This window comes from Nocardia sp. NPDC059229 (genome assembly GCF_042754165.1).
In the GTDB taxonomy this organism is placed as follows: Bacteria; Actinomycetota; Actinomycetes; order Mycobacteriales; family Mycobacteriaceae; genus Nocardia.
In genome coordinates this window covers 312,090-327,085 of sequence record NZ_JBHZAK010000008.1, presented here as the reverse complement: position 1 = coordinate 327,085, position 14,996 = coordinate 312,090, and the positions used below count along the sequence as shown (strand labels likewise).

The 14,996-nt window shown below is 65.9% G+C and carries 17 protein-coding genes; 10 read left to right on the top strand and 7 right to left on the bottom strand.

The window, feature by feature from the left end:
- Positions 1 to 146: 146 nt before the first annotated feature.
- The 3 genes from ACFXHE_RS20930 to ACFXHE_RS20920 form a co-directional block, all read right to left on the bottom strand.
- The gene (locus tag ACFXHE_RS20930; protein WP_379385323.1) at positions 147 to 1,061 is read right to left on the bottom strand and encodes a D-alanyl-D-alanine carboxypeptidase family protein; all 915 of its coding nucleotides are present in this window, start codon (positions 1,059 to 1,061) and stop codon (positions 147 to 149) included.
- Positions 1,062 to 1,147: 86 nt separating this feature from the next.
- Positions 1,148 to 1,933, bottom strand: a complete 786-nt coding sequence (locus ACFXHE_RS20925; RefSeq protein WP_379385403.1) for a class I SAM-dependent methyltransferase — start codon at positions 1,931 to 1,933, stop codon at positions 1,148 to 1,150.
- A gap of 332 nt (positions 1,934 to 2,265) precedes the next feature.
- Positions 2,266 to 3,039 carry an SDR family NAD(P)-dependent oxidoreductase gene (locus ACFXHE_RS20920; RefSeq protein WP_379385321.1) on the bottom strand — a complete coding sequence of 258 codons (774 nt, stop codon included), beginning with the start codon at positions 3,037 to 3,039 and terminating at the stop codon, positions 2,266 to 2,268.
- Positions 3,040 to 3,372: 333 nt separating this feature from the next.
- On the opposite strand from ACFXHE_RS20920, the gene ACFXHE_RS20915 reads away from it, so the two are divergent.
- The gene (locus ACFXHE_RS20915; RefSeq protein WP_379385319.1) at positions 3,373 to 3,963 is read left to right on the top strand and encodes a TIGR03086 family metal-binding protein; all 591 of its coding nucleotides are present in this window, start codon (positions 3,373 to 3,375) and stop codon (positions 3,961 to 3,963) included.
- Positions 3,964 to 4,030: 67 nt separating this feature from the next.
- On the top strand, positions 4,031 to 4,447 hold the full coding sequence (locus ACFXHE_RS20910; RefSeq protein ID WP_379385317.1) for a DoxX family protein: 417 nt from the start codon (positions 4,031 to 4,033) through the stop codon (positions 4,445 to 4,447).
- A 267-nt stretch (positions 4,448 to 4,714) separates the two neighbouring features.
- On the opposite strand, the gene ACFXHE_RS20905 is transcribed toward ACFXHE_RS20910, so the two are convergent.
- The 3 genes from ACFXHE_RS20905 to ACFXHE_RS20895 all read right to left on the bottom strand — a co-directional run bounded on the left by ACFXHE_RS20905 (position 4,715) and on the right by ACFXHE_RS20895 (position 7,066).
- Positions 4,715 to 5,329, bottom strand: a complete 615-nt coding sequence (locus ACFXHE_RS20905; protein WP_379385315.1) for a class I SAM-dependent methyltransferase — start codon at positions 5,327 to 5,329, stop codon at positions 4,715 to 4,717.
- Between the two features lie 155 nt (positions 5,330 to 5,484).
- Positions 5,485 to 5,901, bottom strand: a complete 417-nt coding sequence (locus tag ACFXHE_RS20900) for a nuclear transport factor 2 family protein (RefSeq protein WP_379385313.1) — start codon at positions 5,899 to 5,901, stop codon at positions 5,485 to 5,487.
- Between the two features lie 244 nt (positions 5,902 to 6,145).
- Positions 6,146 to 7,066 carry a LysR family transcriptional regulator gene (locus tag ACFXHE_RS20895; RefSeq protein WP_379385311.1) on the bottom strand — a complete coding sequence of 307 codons (921 nt, stop codon included), beginning with the start codon at positions 7,064 to 7,066 and terminating at the stop codon, positions 6,146 to 6,148.
- 140 nt (positions 7,067 to 7,206) lie between these two features.
- Here ACFXHE_RS20895 and ACFXHE_RS20890 point away from each other — a divergent pair, with 140 nt between their 5' ends.
- The 6 genes from ACFXHE_RS20890 (at position 7,207) to ACFXHE_RS20865 (ending at position 12,968) form a co-directional block, all read left to right on the top strand.
- Entirely contained in the window at positions 7,207 to 8,601 is a 1,395-nt protein-coding gene (locus ACFXHE_RS20890; RefSeq protein ID WP_379385309.1) for an MFS transporter, read from the top strand.
- 17 nt (positions 8,602 to 8,618) lie between these two features.
- Positions 8,619 to 9,365: a 3-hydroxybutyrate dehydrogenase gene (locus ACFXHE_RS20885; protein WP_379385401.1), complete on the top strand. Its 747-nt coding sequence runs from the start codon at positions 8,619 to 8,621 to the stop codon at positions 9,363 to 9,365.
- Entirely contained in the window at positions 9,362 to 11,326 is a 1,965-nt protein-coding gene (locus ACFXHE_RS20880; RefSeq protein WP_379385307.1) for an acetoacetate--CoA ligase, read from the top strand. The genes ACFXHE_RS20885 and ACFXHE_RS20880 overlap by 4 nt, the downstream gene beginning before the upstream one ends.
- A 78-nt stretch (positions 11,327 to 11,404) precedes the next feature.
- Positions 11,405 to 11,779, top strand: a complete 375-nt coding sequence (locus tag ACFXHE_RS20875) for an inositol monophosphatase family protein (RefSeq protein WP_379385305.1) — start codon at positions 11,405 to 11,407, stop codon at positions 11,777 to 11,779.
- Between the two features lie 346 nt (positions 11,780 to 12,125).
- A complete protein-coding gene (locus ACFXHE_RS20870; protein WP_379385303.1) occupies positions 12,126 to 12,644 on the top strand; it encodes a hypothetical protein in 519 nt (172 codons plus the stop codon).
- Between the two features lie 135 nt (positions 12,645 to 12,779).
- On the top strand, positions 12,780 to 12,968 hold the full coding sequence (locus ACFXHE_RS20865; protein ID WP_379385301.1) for a hypothetical protein: 189 nt from the start codon (positions 12,780 to 12,782) through the stop codon (positions 12,966 to 12,968).
- Between the two features lie 648 nt (positions 12,969 to 13,616).
- On the opposite strand, the gene ACFXHE_RS20860 is transcribed toward ACFXHE_RS20865, so the two are convergent.
- Complete coding sequence (locus tag ACFXHE_RS20860) at positions 13,617 to 13,973, bottom strand: DoxX family protein (protein ID WP_379385300.1); 357 nt, start codon at positions 13,971 to 13,973, stop codon at positions 13,617 to 13,619.
- A gap of 49 nt (positions 13,974 to 14,022) precedes the next feature.
- Here ACFXHE_RS20860 and ACFXHE_RS20855 point away from each other — a divergent pair, with 49 nt between their 5' ends.
- Positions 14,023 to 14,394: a winged helix-turn-helix transcriptional regulator gene (locus tag ACFXHE_RS20855; RefSeq protein WP_379385299.1), complete on the top strand. Its 372-nt coding sequence runs from the start codon at positions 14,023 to 14,025 to the stop codon at positions 14,392 to 14,394.
- A gap of 182 nt (positions 14,395 to 14,576) precedes the next feature.
- On the top strand, positions 14,577 to 14,960 hold the full coding sequence (locus tag ACFXHE_RS20850; protein ID WP_379385298.1) for a hypothetical protein: 384 nt from the start codon (positions 14,577 to 14,579) through the stop codon (positions 14,958 to 14,960).
- The last annotated feature ends 36 nt before the right edge of the window (positions 14,961 to 14,996 follow it).

Below are 14,996 nucleotides of genomic sequence, written 5' to 3'. Positions count from 1 at the left end.
ATGTTTGCCGCGGGTGACGGGCTGCCGTGACCTGGCGGTACGAATGTGATGCCTCTCGATGCCGTGGAACACCAACGGTCCGAGTTGATTTCGGGCCGTTGGCGTTCGTGGGGCCGGGATTCGCAGGTGGTTTGCGGTAGTCGGCGTTAACGGATCGGCAGCGCGCTGAAGATGGGGTCGTAGGCCCAGTTCAGCAGGTGCTCAGCGTCTTCCTTCGCGGCGCGGCCGCTGCCGGGTGAGCTGTGCAGGACCACACCGATCAGCGGTATTCCAGCCCGCACCGTCTCGAACAGCAGGCAGGCTCCCGCGGCGTCGGTGGATCCGGTTTTGATGCCGATGGTGCCGGGATACTCGTGCAGCAGCAGATTCGTGGTTTGCCAGTGGTGCTCGCGATTGCCTGAGCCGGCGGGCAGGTGATAGTTCTCCGACCCGGCAATTTCGCGGAACATCGGCAGGCTCATCGCGCGCAAGCCGAGGGTCACCAAGTTCGCCGGTGTGGAGTAGGTGGAGTAATCGTCGGGGGAGGGCAGTCCGCTCGGGTCGGCGAAATGTGTTCCCGCCAGGCCCATTTGGCCCGCGGTGTCGTTCATTCTGGCGATGAAGCCGTCTTGGCCGGGCCCGTATGCCTCTGCCAGGGTATACGCGGCGTCGCAGCCCGACGGCAGCATCATCGCGTACAGGGCCTGTTGCGTGGTGAACACTTCTCCGGGGACAAGGCCTGCGCTGCTTCCGTCGTTCCGGGCGCAATAGGACATGGCCTCCTGCGGCACGGTGACAGTCCGGTCGAGGTCGCCGGCATTGATCACGACCAGTGCCGTCATCACCTTTGCGATGCTGGCTATCGGGACCGGCGTGTCCGGCTCTCGCGACCACAGCATCGTGCCGGTAATTCCGTCTGCCAGTTCAGCCCCCGGCGCCTGTATTCCGTCCGGCTCGGAACGAGGCCAGGGCAACAGGCCATTCGGGGCACTCGCGGCGGGAGCGGCCGTGACGCCATGACTGACCGCCACAATCAGCGCCCCTGCGACGGCAGTCTGCAACAATCGAGCAAATGTGGGCATGGCGACATTCTGCCTTTCAATCCCGTTGATCTCAGGGATTTCATTGCCGGGATTGTCGCAAAACTCGGGCCGTAGCGGACGTATAGCTAACAGGATGCTCCGGCGCCGCAATTCTCGTTTGTGCCCGCCCGCCCGACGCTGCGAGCAGGGCTGTTCGAGTCGGCGCTGATCGCGCATGTCCTGGTTTCGTGGATGCCGAGTTTCGTTGTCACTGAGGCCAATTCGTCGGCCAGGTGCATCGGATCGATTCGGTGCCGGGTGAACCATGCTGCTGAGTGAATGGCGCTCTGGCGGTATCGGTGCCGGCGAGGAAGCTGTGGGCGTGTCGGTTTCGGCATAGGGCACGCTGTGGCGGAATGCTGCTTAATGGGCTGGCCGCCGGGCTGTGATCTGCAGCCATCGGATTGGCGCGTCGAACTCGCCCGGCCCATACCGCCGGCGCAATTCCGTGGTTGCGATCGCGGTTGCGGATTCGACGTCGAGGGACGAGTGGTGTTCGATTTCGCCACGCAGCGGGGTTCCCTGGCAGAACGCCACCGCACCGGTCTCCGCCGTCGAGCCTCGGCGTATCCGCGTACCTTGTCGGGCAGGAACATTGCACCGAATTGGCATACGACCACATCGAAGGAGCGGTCGGGAAACGGCAGACTCTGGGCGTCCGCCACCTGCCAATGCACCCGCTCGGAAACGAGCCGGGCTGCGGCCGCTGTCACCATGGGTTCGTTCAGATCGGTTGACACGATGTTGTGACCGCCCAGCCGGGCGAGTTCCCTCGTCAGCGCCCCGGTCCCGGCAGCCGTTTCGAGAATGTCGACAGCGTCCGCCGTGGCCACCGATTCCGCAAGTAGCCGAGCCGGTTCCGCGAAGATCATCGGAACCAGCAGGCTGTCGTAAATCTCGGGGATCGACCCGGTGAAGGAGGCGTCCCCGCGTCCGGCCGTGGTCACGAACCCGGCCTCGGATCGCCACTCACGGCACGTGATGCTACCGCCGACACCTGGATACGCGAGTCGGACGCGCAGGCTTCGAGTGAACCTCCGGCCGACCTGATACGTAAGAAGAGAAAAGACCAACGCATTCGACGCTTGCATCGGATGGACGAATGTCGCATCTGATGCATCGCCCTCGGCTGGTGTTCCGTAAGACCCCCCGACCAACGGAACACCAGCACCGAGGCCCTCCGCGACGATCGCTATTGCCCTTGTTATCCGAACATCCATTGACCGCCATTGACGTGGATAACCGCACCGGTGATGGCGGCTGAACGCGTCGAGCACAGGAAGGCACACGCCCATGCCAGCTCCTCGGGCGTCGGCTGTCGTCGGATGGGGATGGTCGGGAGGAAAGTCTCCGTTCTTTCCGGGGTGACCTCGGGATGGGTCTGCATGTCGCGGGCGGTGTCGATGAATCCGGGAGAGACGTCGTTGACAGTGATGCCGTACTGGCCCAGCCCGGAGGCCAGGGACTTGGTCAGGGTGCGCAGGCCGCCCTTGCCGACCGAGTGGGGGACCCGGGTCCAGCCGCCCAGCCAGCCATCCTCGCCGTTGATATGCACCACCCGGCCCCAGCCGCGCTCACGCATGCCGGGTACGAACGCTTTGGCCAGGTACCACGAGGCGGTGAGTTGCTGGTTCAGGTGGTAGTGCCATTCCTCATCGGTGATCTCGAAGAAGTCCTTGTAAAGCCGTCGGGCTGCGTTGCTGACGTAGATATCCACGCCACCGAATGTCGCCTCGGCCTGGGTCCGCATCCGCTCCACGGTCGCCTTGTCGGCGGCGTCACCTATCACCACCAGGGAGCCGACGCCGAGATCCGCGGCCTCTTTCGCCACCGAGTCGGCTTCCGTCTGATCGCTGCGGGTATTGACAATGACGTTCGCGCCGCAGCCTGCCAGCTCGAGCACGATCGCCCGCCCGATATTCCGCCCCGAGCCCGTGACCAATGCTGTCTTACCTGCAATTCCGAAGACGTCGCTCATGTCCGCCTGCCTTTGAATCAGAATCTGCGGTGATGGTGGTTCCAACCTGAGATGCCCGGCACCGTCCCGCCGCCGACATCACGCCACGTCCATTACCCGGCCCAGCACAATCGTCTCGCTCCACTCGCACGAGTCAAGCGCCGGCTTCGGCGTCCTTCTCTGCGGCGCCGACGGCATCCTTCACACGCCGCGACCGGAAGCGGTGTCGAATCGCGTGGGCATCGCGGACCGCCAGGTGCAGCCGTTGCGGATATTCGCCTGTGCCACTGGGCGCGGTCGCCGTGACGTATTTTTCCAAGATCACACGGCCGGCCTCGGCATAGCGTCCCCGGCATGAACAAGATACTTTCAGCGATGACCGAGTGTGCCGCTGAGGCTGGACGAGTGGCTCGGGGAGTTCGACCGGAGCAGTTGCCGGCGCCGACGCCGTGTACCGAATTCGATGTGCGGACGCTGATCAACCACTGGGTGCTCTACTCGGCCTACGGGCTGGAGTGCCGGGCGCTGCGGCGGGCGATCCCCGACGATCTGAGTGGCCGTGACTTCACGGCGACGGCGGATTGGGCCGAAAAGTATGCGGCGCAGCTGGATCGAGCAGTGCAGGCCTGGTCCGAGCCCGCCGTGTGGGAGGGCGAGATCGACCTCGGCTGGTCCTCGATGCCCGCATCCGACGTCGCGGGAATGCTGCTCGCCGAGCTCGCTCTGCACGGGTGGGACGTGGCCGCTGCGACCGGACAAGAGTTCCGGATCTCCGCGTCGGCGGCCACGACGATCGGGGAGATCATCGACTCGAGTGCGGAGGAATACCGCTCGTACGGCATGTTCGTCGCGGCAGTCGAGGTGGCCGATGACGCAGAGCCGTTCGTGCGGGCTGTGGCCGCATCCGGGCGAAATCCGCAGTGGGCGGCCGGTATTCGAGCGTAGGTGGTGAACCCATCCCGCCTGCACACTGGGCGTGTCACATTTCAGCTGCGCGGGTGGTCATGGCGGTATGACTATCGCTCACACCTGGCCCGGATGGGTCGCGACCGGTTTCCTGTGGTTCCTCGCCCTCGAGTTCATGATGGGGGCGGTGACCAAGTTCTGGCCCGGGCCGACGTTTTTCGGGCCTGCGTACTCGATCAAGTTCGCGGAGTGGGGGTGGCCCGCCTGGTTCCGGTTTGTGGTCGGCGGGATCGAGGGGGTGTGTGCGCTGCTCTTGGTGGTCCCGTTCCACGAGGCACGATTCCTCGGCGCCGCGGTGCTGATACTGGTGCTGACCGGCGCCGTGGTCACGCACATCATCAACCACCACGGGCCCAAGGAGAGTTTCGCGGCACCGGTGCACCTGGTCATCATGGTGATCGTCGCCCTCGCGACGTGGCCGACCCACTGGATGGACGTGCTTCGGCCCGGGCAGTGGGTGTAGCTGAATGTCGCGGTGGCCGAATGGGATTCGCCCACCGCAACATTCCCGTATGTCAGCGTCTGGGTGAATCACGCCGAAGTGGGCCAGAGCCATCGTTAGGTCGGGGTTCCGGCCGCGACCATCTTGTATGCCCGGCATCTCCGACCGTAAAGCCGCGCGCCACTGCACCGGAGATGGATGCCCTGGACCTGAATTACAGGATGTTCGATGTTGCAGCGGACCAAATTCCACCGGTCCGGGTTGGGATTTTCTGGGGCAGAGCAGGTTTCAGTCTGCGCGCGAGAACACCGCCACCAGAAAGTCGGACTGGTCGGTGAATGGGCGTAGGTCCCATGTTGAGAGCTGCAAATCCACTGTGAGTCCGGCATTCTCGGCGTCGGTCAGGAACTGCGGGAACTCGTAGCCGCGGTCGGCTCCGAAACCCGTGACCACCCGGCCGCCCGGGGCGAGGTTGCGGGCGAAACCGGCCAGCACCGCCTCTCGGGTGGAGGGCGCCAGAAATGTCATCACGTTCCCCGCGCACACGATGACATCGAAGTCGGCGGTGATGTTGCGGGCCGGCAGGCCCAGTTCGGCGAGATCACCGACAATCCAGGTCGGGCCGGGATGGTCGTGCTCTGCGGCAGCGATCAAGACCGGATCGATGTCGACCCCGACCACGACGTGACCCGCGTCGTGCAGGTAGCCACCCACACGCCCCGGACCACACCCCGCATCCAGGACCCGGCTACCGCGGTCGAGCATCGCGTCGATCAGCCGCGCCTCCCCGACGATATCCGCCCCTTCGGCCGCCAATCTCCGGAACCGCTCCACGTACCACTTCGAATGCGCAGGGTCGGCAGCGGTGAGCTCCTCCCAACGGCTGGGGGTACGTCCGCTCATGGATGGCTCCTCCTCGGTCGGGTCCGTGCCCGGTCCACTGTGCCACCGCCGTTCCGAGGCCAACCGGTCGGTCCCAGTTCCTCCTTCGACCCACGCCGTGTCGCCTCCTTCGACCCGGGCTGCGTCGTCGCGATCGTGGGCCGGTGCCCCGGTGATCAGGCGTTCTCGGCCAGAGCGGCCAGGACCGCCGAGGTGTCGTGATAGTAGGGCCGGAATTCGGTGATCAGACCGTCCTGGAAGCTGATCCATTGCAGCAGCGAGGTTTCCAGTACCCGTCCGGTGCGCCGGGCACGCAGCTGGCCTCGGCTGTAGGCGACGACCCGTTCCCCTTCGCTGAGGAAGTGCTGCTCGTCGAACCACAGGCCGTCCCAGCTGTCTCCCATAGCGGCGAGGAATTCGCGCATGCCGTCGTGCCCGTGCCACTGCCCGCCGTAAGGCAGGCTCGCGGCCTGGTGCATCACGACATCCGGCGCCAGATACCGAGCCACCTCCTCGAACTCGGCTCCCTCGGTGAGGTAGGCGGCCTCGGCCGCATAGAAGGCCCGCAGGGTGGTCATCGCATCCGTTGTCATGCTCACGATGGTCATCGACGCTCACTGCCCACGCTGGCGAGAATCGGCCGCGGTGTCGCTATGCCCGTGAGTGAATTCGCGGCGTGGTCACCGAATCCAGCTCCATACCCGAATTCGGGGGCCGGTGGCGGGTCCGATCGGCGGTGGGCCCTACGCCGACCCGTTCGGCGGATCAAGTTCCTGGTTCTCCCATGGCGTGATCTGTCGAGGTGTCGTGCCCGGTGGTTCGGATACCGGTTCGCCGTCAGTGATCCGGTGAGGTGGCTGAACCCATGAGCATGTCGCGGTGGGTGTCCACCTGCTCGCGCAGCGCCTCGACGAGGGCGGCGACTTCGGGGCGGCGCAGGGTTTCCGGGCGCGCGACGAGCCAATAGGTCAGGCGCACCGCGATTTCCGGCAACACGCGGGCCAGGTCGGCGTGCCGGTCGGCCATGAAGCAGGGGAGCAGTCCCAGCCCGGCGGCCGCCCGGGTCGCCTCCACATGCACGAAAACATTGGTGGAGGAGATGGATTCGCGCATGGCGGGCGCGAAGGTGGGGGCCAGGTCGAGGTCGTCGACCTGGAGCATGGAGTCGATGAAGTAGACGAGCGGGTGGCGGGACAGGTCTTCGAGAGCCTCCGGGGCGGGGTGGTCGGCGAGATAGCCGTGGGAGGCGTAGAGCCCGAGCGTGTAATCGCCCAGAGCGATGGCGCGGGCGCGGCGCAGTTGCGGTTTGCCCACCACCACTTCGATATCGAAGCCCGACCGCTGCAGGGATGCCAGCCGGGTGGCGGTGACGATCTCGACCGACAGCCCGGGATGACGGCGCTGCATCCTCGCGACGGCGGGCGCGGCCACGTAGGCGCTGAACCCGTCGGTGGCCGACATGCGCACCACGCCTTCGAGTTCCGGGGTGTCGGAGGTCAGCGAGCGGACCGCGGATTCGATGGCCTCGGCCGCGGTGAGCGCCTCCCGGCCCAGATCGGTGAGCTCCCATCCGCTCGCACCGCGAATCAGCACCCGGCCGCCGAGCGCCTGCTCCAGCGCCGCGATGCGCCGCGAGATGGTCGTGTGGTTGATGCCCAGTTCCTCCGCCGCCGAGACGTAGCGGCCGGTGCGGCCCACCGCGAGCAGCACCAGTAGATCGTCGGGGCTGAGGCGGGTTGTGGTGGAGGTCACGCTCATTTCTGCATTCTTGCAGATTGTGGCTGCGGATCTGGTCATTGCGGGCGCGCCGAATGTGCACGAATACTCCTTGGCATCGAAGTATGTGGGCCGCATCACAGATGAGGGGTGAGGCGGCCCGAGCGTGAAGGAGTTGTGCGATGAGCCTCCCGGATACCGAACCGGAAGCCCGCGGCGGCCTGGCCGGATTACGGCGCGTGGTCGCCGCGTCCATGGCGGGGACCGTGGTCGAGTGGTACGAATTCTTCCTCTACGGCACCGCGGCGACGCTGGTGTTCAACAAGGTGTTCTTCGCCAAGGGCACCAGCGACCTGGACGCCATCCTGGCGGCCTTCATCACCTACGCCGTCGGCTTCGCGGCACGGCCCTTGGGCGGCATCGTCTTCGGGCACTTCGGCGACAAGTACGGGCGCAAGAAGCTGCTGCAGCTGAGCCTGATCCTGGTCGGCGCGGCCACCTTCCTGATGGGCTGCCTGCCGACCTTCGGGCAGGTCGGCTATCTGGCCCCGGTACTGCTGGTGGTGCTGCGGTTCATCCAGGGCTTCGCGGTCGGAGGAGAGTGGGGCGGCGCGGTGTTGCTCGTCGCCGAGCACAGTCCGAGCCGCAGCCGCGCGTTCTGGGCGTCGTGGCCGCAGGCGGCGGTGCCGGTGGGCAATATGCTCGCCACCATCGTGCTGCTGGTGCTGACCTCGACACTGTCGGACGCGGCGTTCCTGTCCTGGGGCTGGCGGGTGGCCTTCTGGCTGTCGGCTGTGGTGGTGCTGATCGGCTACTACGTACGCACCAAGATCACCGACGCGCCGATCTTCGTGGCCACGCAACAGCTGGCCGAGCAGGAGAAGGCGAACTCCTTCAGCGCGCTGGAGGTGCTGAAGCGTTATCCGCGAGGTGTGTTCACCGCCATGGGACTTCGGTTCGGCGAGAACGTTTTCTATTATCTCGTGGTCACTTTCAGCATCACGTATCTGAAAGTCCATGTGGGAGCGAACACCAAGGTGATCCTGTGGTGGCTGCTCGCGGCGCACACCGTGCACTTCCTGGTCATCCCGCTGGTCGGACGGCTCAGCGATCGCATCGGACGGCGGCCGGTCTACCTGGTGGGTGCCGTGGCCGCGGCGACCTGGGGTTTCTTCGCCTTCCCGATGATGGACAGCAAGCACAACGCGGTCATCCTGTGCGCCGTCATCATCGGCCTGGTGTTCCATGCCTTCATGTACTCGGCGCAGCCGGCGATCATGGCCGAGATGTTCCCCACCCGCATGCGGTATTCCGGTGTGTCCCTGGGCTATCAGGTGACCTCGCTGGTGGCGGGGTCGCTCGCGCCCATCATCGCGGTGCGGCTGCTGGAGACCTACAAATCCTCGGTGCCGATCGCCTGGTACCTGGCTGCCTCGGCTGCGGTGACCGTGGTGGCGGTGCTCTTCGCCCGCGAGACCAAGGGCGCCGACCTGGCAGCCATCGACCGGGCCGACGCGGAAAGCCTCGCAGCGCAGCGCAATTCGACGCCCGACAGTGCAGAGGTGAAGGTGGCATGACCGAGACGACCGGACCTCTGGGTGAACTGGCGGGACGCAGGGCACTGGTGACGGGCGGGGCGAGCGGGATCGGCGCGGCCTGCGCCCGCGAGCTCGCCGCCCGCGGCGCGCAGGTGACCGTCGCCGATATCGACGGCGAAGGCGCGGAGAAGGTGGCCGCCGAATTCGGCGGGCGGACATGGCAGGTGGATCTGTCGGACGTGACCGCGCTCGAGGACCTCCGGCTGGAGACCGACATCCTGGTGAACAATGCCGGAGTCCAGACCGTCAGCCCGATCACCGACTTCCCGCCGGAACGGTTCCGCATGATGCTGCGGCTCATGGTCGAGGCCCCGTTCCTGCTCACCCGCGCGGCTCTGCCGCACATGTACGCCCAGGGGTACGGCCGGATCATCAATCTCTCGTCGGTGCACGGGCTGCGGGCCTCGGCGTTCAAATCGGCCTATGTGACCGCCAAGCACGCGCTGGAAGGGCTGTCGAAGGTGACAGCCCTCGAAGGCGGGCCGCACGGGGTGACAAGTAACTGCGTGAATCCCGGCTACGTGCGAACCCCGCTGGTGGACAAGCAGATCGCCGATCAGGCCGCAGCGCACGGTATCCCCGAGCAGCAGGTGGTGGAGCGGATCATGCTGACCGACAACGCGATCAAGCGGCTGGTGGAGCCGGAGGAGGTGGCCTCGCTGGTCGGCTGGCTCGCATCCGATGCCGCGCGGATGGTGACCGGGGCCTCCTACACCATGGACGGCGGGTGGAGCGCCCGATGACCGAGATCGCAGCGGTCGCGGCGGTGCCGCAGTGGGTGCCGGACGAGCGCGCAATGGCGGCGGCGCGGATCACCGACTTCGGTCGGTTTGCCGAGCGGCGCTACGGGATTCACACCGAGGACTACGCGGAGCTGTGGCGCTGGTCGGTGGACGACATCGCCGGATTCTGGCGGGCAGTGTGGGAGTACTTCGAGCTCGGCGAGGAGCCCGCCGAGGTCCTGGCTTCCAGTGACATGCCGGGGGCGCGATGGTTCCCCGGCGCCCGAGTCAACTACGTCGACCAGATCATCCGGCACGCCCGCACCGACCGGCCCGCGATTATCGCGCTCAGCGAGGACAACCCGCCGCGGGAACTCTCCTGGCCGGAAATGCTCTCCCGCACCGCGGTTCTGGCTCGCTCACTGCGCGAACTGGGTGTCGGTCGCGGCGACCGGGTGGCGGGCTACCTGCCGAACATTCCCGAAGCCGTGATCGCCTTCCTGGCCACCGCGAGTATCGGCGCCGTCTGGAGCGCGTGCGGACAGGACTATACGGCCGCGGCGGCGCTCGACCGCCTCGGCCAGCTCGAGCCGGTCGTGCTCATCACCGCCGATGGCTACCGCTACGGCGGCAAGGCGCACGACAAGATCGCCGAAATAGCCGCTCTCCGTGACGGTTTGCCCTCGTTGCGGGGGACCGTGCTGGTGTCGCGGCTCGGCCGGACGCTGCCCGACGTCCTGGACTGGAACGACGCCACCGAGGATCTGTTCGCGCCGCAACCGCCCGCGCTCGCCACCGAGCCCGTCGATTTCGAGCATCCGCTCTGGGTGCTCTACTCCTCCGGCACCACCGGCAAGCCCAAGGGCATCGTGCACGGCCACGGCGGCGTGCTGCTGGAGCATCTGAAAGCCCTTGCCCTGCACTCCGATATCGGGCCGGACGACACCTTCTTCTGGTACACCAGCCCCAGCTGGATGATGTGGAACTTCCAGGTCTCCGGGCTGCTGACCGGCGCGACCATCGTCTGTTACGACGGCAGTCCGGGCCATCCCGCGCCGGATGTGCTGTGGGCGTTGGCCGCCCGCACCCGCGCCACGGTCCTGGGCACCAGCCCCGGGTACGTGCTGGCGTGTGAGAAGGCGGGCGCCCGTCCGGCGCTCGCCCATGATCTGCGTGCGCTCCGGCAGATCGGCGTCACCGGTGCGGCCTTCCCGGCATCCTCGTCGATGTGGTTGCGCGACAATGTCGGTGCCATTCCGGTCTCCTCGATCAGCGGCGGCACCGATGTGGTCTCGGCCTTCATGGGCGGCACACCGACCGTCCCCGTCTGGCCCGGCGAGCTGTCCGCCCCGTATCTGGGGGTGGCACTGGAAGCCTGGGACGAATCTGGTCACCCCGTTCACGATGCGGTGGGCGAGCTGATCGTCACTCAGCCGATGCCCTCCATGCCCGTCGCGTTCTGGAACGACCCCGACGGCGCCCGCTACCGCGACGCCTATTTCGACATGTATCCCGGCGTCTGGCGGCACGGCGACTGGATCACCCGCACACCGCACGGCAGCGTCATCGTGCACGGGCGGTCCGATTCCACCCTGAACCGCAACGGTATTCGCATGGGCAGCGCCGACATCTACGAGGTCGTCGAGGCGCTGCCGGAGATCGCCGAATCCCTGGTGCTGGGCATCGAACAGCCCGACGGCGGCTATTGGATGCCCCTGTTCGTGGTGCTCGCTCCTGGGCGCGAGCTCACCGATGAGCTGCGGCAGCGGATCGCTGCCACCATCCGGACCGCGCTGTCGCCCCGCCACGTCCCCGACGTGATCATCGCCGCCCCCGGCATCCCGCACACCCGTACCGGCAAGAAGCTCGAAGTCCCGCTCAAACGCCTGCTACAGGGCGCAGACCCCGGTCGCGTCGTCGACCCTGCCGCGGTCGACGACCCCGGCTTGCTGTCCTGGTATCTCGGCCAAGCGCCCGCCTAGCTGTGGTGTCTCATGACGTTGGTTCCACAATGTCTATCTCGAAGGAGAGTTGTTCGAGACTCGGTCTGGTCTCACCGCATGATCGATGAAGTGGCGCAAGTCCTCGTTTGCGCTGCCGAGACAGCGATCTTGCCTCGATTCCGCCGCTTGACCGCTGGAGATGTGACAGAAAAAGGACCAGGGGATCTGGTGACCGTGGCCGATCGTGAAGCCGAACAACTGATTTCACGCGGGCTGAGGGAGATCCTCGATATCCTCGTAGTCGGCGAGGAAGCCGTCGCCGAAGATCCGTCCCTTCTCGCAGCATTGGGCAAGCAGGCCTGCCGGCTGGTGGATCCCATCGATGGCACATCGAACTTCGTGGCCGGGCGCTGCGAATATGCGGTGATGGCGGCACTGCTCCGCGGTGGCAAGCCCGTCGCCGGTTGCGTTATCGCACCCTCGGCGTCGTGATATCCCTTGTCGGCCAGCACAATCCATCGGTGGCTACTTTTCGCACCGATGTTCCCCACGCCTCTCGCCGACCACGACGGCACCCACCTGGAACCCTGCTCAGAGAAGTTCGTGTCGGCGCCGGCAGGGGGCCGATGGACAGCCTGCGAACGCCACGGCACCCGCCTCACAGGCCGTGGCCCGTGGAAAACCCGAGATGAGGCGCTGATCGGCCTGCTCGGCTATTACATCGACGGACAGGCCGTCAGAACATAGCGGCAGAGCCGTGCCAGCGCCCCAGCTGCGATGACGGACACGCGATCTCCGCCTACGGACAGCACGTCTGCGCAGGTGGGAGGCTATTGTCATGACCAGTCCACAGACCAACGGGTTTCCTTCGGGTGAGTTTCGGATCGTCGAGGTGGATTCCGGACTATGCCTCACCACCAAGCCCGGCGTCACCAGCAGGACCGACGGCAACCAGGAGTACAACGAGCGTCACGGTATGGCCACTCAAACCGGGAACCCCGCCGTCGAGGTGCTCTCGGTCACCGGGGAGCCACGACAACGCTGGTACACCGACGGCGCCCTGTTGATCAACACAGTCAAAGAAGACGTCCGCGGAAACTTCGCCCTCCGCATCAGCCCCGATCTCATGAGTCGCCTCGGCGACGGCAACAACCCGGACTACGTGGAGATGGTCGGTATTGGTTCTATCGAGGCCGCTCAGTTACAGACCAACGACGGATATATCTACCTGGAGGGTCAGCCCGAGAACGTCATCACCTATGCACCGGGCAATGAAGGACTGTTCGGCAAGACCGAGCTGATCATGGCCCCTCGCGGTGGTGCACACCAGCGCTGGCGTTTCGAGTCTGGGAAATAGCGCAGCACTATCTGGGGTCCACCATTGAGAAAGCCGCAGGTCAGCAACCTGCGGCTTTCACTGTCTGCAACGTCGTCCGGTGAGAGGGACTGCCTCCCGGGCCGGGAACCGGCCGCTGCCGCGAGCTATGCCCCGGTGCAACTCGCCGAATTCGTGCACACATCGCGGGTCCTGCGCCCGGAGGTGCCGGTGCGGGAACTGGTCACCCTCACCCGCGACCCGGAAACCGGCGATCACCGGGTCACCGATGGCGACGAGTACCTAGGCCGCCTCGCCCGCGAGATCACCGCGACCGGGCGCCGCGGGCCCCCGCCGGACTATTGACCCAGCCTGACTCACGCGTTCACCCAAACCTACTGGTGGGCACTCGCGATCGGCGCAGTCGCGGTCGTGCCCGCGCTGATGCTGCCGCGAAGGTCTTCACGAGTATCCGCCTCGGTGCCTTCCGGGACCGACGCCGTTGACGACCGGCCCGCGGTCAGCTCGGGGATAGCGAAGGAGAAGTAGTTCTCCAGATTCTTGTTCCGATCGGCGCGCCGGGTGTCGATCAGAACAAGGTGTCACGAACCCCTAGCGGTCGGTGGCCGGTCCCGGATGACTACGGCCGGTTGATCTTCCGCAGGGTCGCGCTGGCCGGTTCGGTCAGCGCGGTCAGCGGCAATGTCGGATGTTCGGCCCTGCCGAGCCAGGCGTCGCGCACGGGCGCCCGGCTCTCAGTACATGCCTCGCGTGTGACTCGCGGCGGAATGTGGCGGTGATTTCGCGGCGAGATGGTGCGCTGCGCGCGCGAACAGAGAGGCTGCCCCAGCCGCTCGGCTGAGGCGTCTCTTTCTGACCTGTCTTCGTTGCCTTACATCATCGGCAGCTTCATGCCTATGGTTCGCAGAAAGATTCGTGAGTACATGGCCTTGTCGTTTTCCCGTGGGGAACTTCTCCGCGACTTCAGCCAGCCGCCGAGGTAAAGACGCGAGCTCAGGCGACGAGAACATTGAGAACGAGCACGACTGAAGTCGCGATCGAGAACGCGAGGAAGACCACGGCTCCCAGCATGTTCCGGTCGCCGCTGCGGATGTGGGCGACGATCGCGCCGCCGAAGTAGAGCACCAGCCCGATCGCGGCGGCGATCGCGAAGGGCGGGAACCAGATGCCCCAGACGAGACCGACCGTCGCGGCGATCTGCAGGCTCCCGAGTACGGTGAGCTGGGACGTGGTGAGGTGGACCGCTTCCGCGAATTGGCGTATCCACGCCGGCCGGACGAACTTCATCACGCCGGACTGGAGCATCGCCAGAGCGAGCAGGACGGACAGGATCAGGGCTGCGATGTGCATGATGGCAACGCTAGGAATCCCATAGGTACCCTTTGGTAACCTTCGGATCGTGAGTGCCCCTGCAGGAATCATGTTCATGTCTGACTGTCCTGCGCGCACAGCAATCGAAGTCATCGCGAACAAGTGGTCGGTAGTCACCTTGTATGCGCTCCAAGACGGTCCCAAGCGACACAGCGAACTGGTCGCCCTGTCCGGCGGGATCTCCCGAAAAGTGCTGACCCAGACCCTCCGCCGCCTGCAGAGCAACGGCCTCATCGACCGACAGCGGTACGCCGAAGCGCCCCCACGGGTGGAATACAGCCTGACCCCGCTCGGCCGGACGCTCCAGGAACCGATAGCGATGCTGACGGAGTGGGCGCAGGCGCACGGAGAAGCACTCCTCGACTTCCAGGAATCGACAGCCGCGAACCAGGCGCACTAGGTTCCGGACAGCCCACACCTTGTGTCTCGCGAACGAACGTTCACGAGACACCCTGATGCTGTCGGTTGCCGGATTGAACGCCCCAGGCTCTCATATCTACGGCCAGACCGCCCCCGGTCTGCACCGGGTCGCCGTAGCTACGCCCAAGCCTTCGGGCACGGATACAACAGATTCCGGCACCGATGCGCGCTGACAACACCGAATACCTGCGCACCGCGGCCCCGCGACGGCACGAAAACACCCGCGCCGAGGCCATCGCGGCCCTCCACGACCTCGACCAGGCCGGAGCGCGGATCACCTTCGAATCCGTCGCCGACCACGCCGGGATCTCACGCTCATGGCTCTACGACCAAACCGGTGATGACGAGTGGGAGGACGACAACTGGTGGGAGATACCGCTTTCGAATGTGCCCAACGTCTGCGACAGCATCGCTCGACGACTGGTTGCGGCACTGCGCCGGTCCGGGGTGGGGTCGACCGTGGAACTCACCGCGGATACGTGGGTGTACAGCGATAGCACGGTGTCCCTGTGGCGCATGGATATTCCGGTCACCTTCGACCGATAGTGTCGACTTCTCCGGGAGGCATCCGGTTGTCCGCCG

Bases quoted from the DNA above. Each gene is read 5' to 3' on its own strand.
- ACFXHE_RS20930 (WP_379385323.1), bottom strand. From the start codon at position 1,061: ATGCCCACATTTGCTCGATTGTTGCAGACTGCCGTCGCAGGGGCGCTG.
- ACFXHE_RS20925 (WP_379385403.1), bottom strand. From the start codon at position 1,933: ATGATCTTCGCGGAACCGGCTCGGCTACTTGCGGAATCGGTGGCCACG.
- ACFXHE_RS20920 (WP_379385321.1), bottom strand. From the start codon at position 3,039: ATGAGCGACGTCTTCGGAATTGCAGGTAAGACAGCATTGGTCACGGGC.
- ACFXHE_RS20915 (WP_379385319.1), top strand. From the start codon at position 3,373: ATGAACAAGATACTTTCAGCGATGACCGAGTGTGCCGCTGAGGCTGGA.
- ACFXHE_RS20910 (WP_379385317.1), top strand. From the start codon at position 4,031: ATGACTATCGCTCACACCTGGCCCGGATGGGTCGCGACCGGTTTCCTG.
- ACFXHE_RS20905 (WP_379385315.1), bottom strand. From the start codon at position 5,329: ATGAGCGGACGTACCCCCAGCCGTTGGGAGGAGCTCACCGCTGCCGAC.
- ACFXHE_RS20900 (WP_379385313.1), bottom strand. From the start codon at position 5,901: ATGACAACGGATGCGATGACCACCCTGCGGGCCTTCTATGCGGCCGAG.
- ACFXHE_RS20895 (WP_379385311.1), bottom strand. From the start codon at position 7,066: ATGAGCGTGACCTCCACCACAACCCGCCTCAGCCCCGACGATCTACTG.
- ACFXHE_RS20890 (WP_379385309.1), top strand. From the start codon at position 7,207: ATGAGCCTCCCGGATACCGAACCGGAAGCCCGCGGCGGCCTGGCCGGA.
- ACFXHE_RS20880 (WP_379385307.1), top strand. From the start codon at position 9,362: ATGACCGAGATCGCAGCGGTCGCGGCGGTGCCGCAGTGGGTGCCGGAC.
- ACFXHE_RS20875 (WP_379385305.1), top strand. From the start codon at position 11,405: ATGATCGATGAAGTGGCGCAAGTCCTCGTTTGCGCTGCCGAGACAGCG.
- ACFXHE_RS20870 (WP_379385303.1), top strand. From the start codon at position 12,126: ATGACCAGTCCACAGACCAACGGGTTTCCTTCGGGTGAGTTTCGGATC.
- ACFXHE_RS20860 (WP_379385300.1), bottom strand. From the start codon at position 13,973: ATGCACATCGCAGCCCTGATCCTGTCCGTCCTGCTCGCTCTGGCGATG.
- ACFXHE_RS20850 (WP_379385298.1), top strand. From the start codon at position 14,577: ATGCGCGCTGACAACACCGAATACCTGCGCACCGCGGCCCCGCGACGG.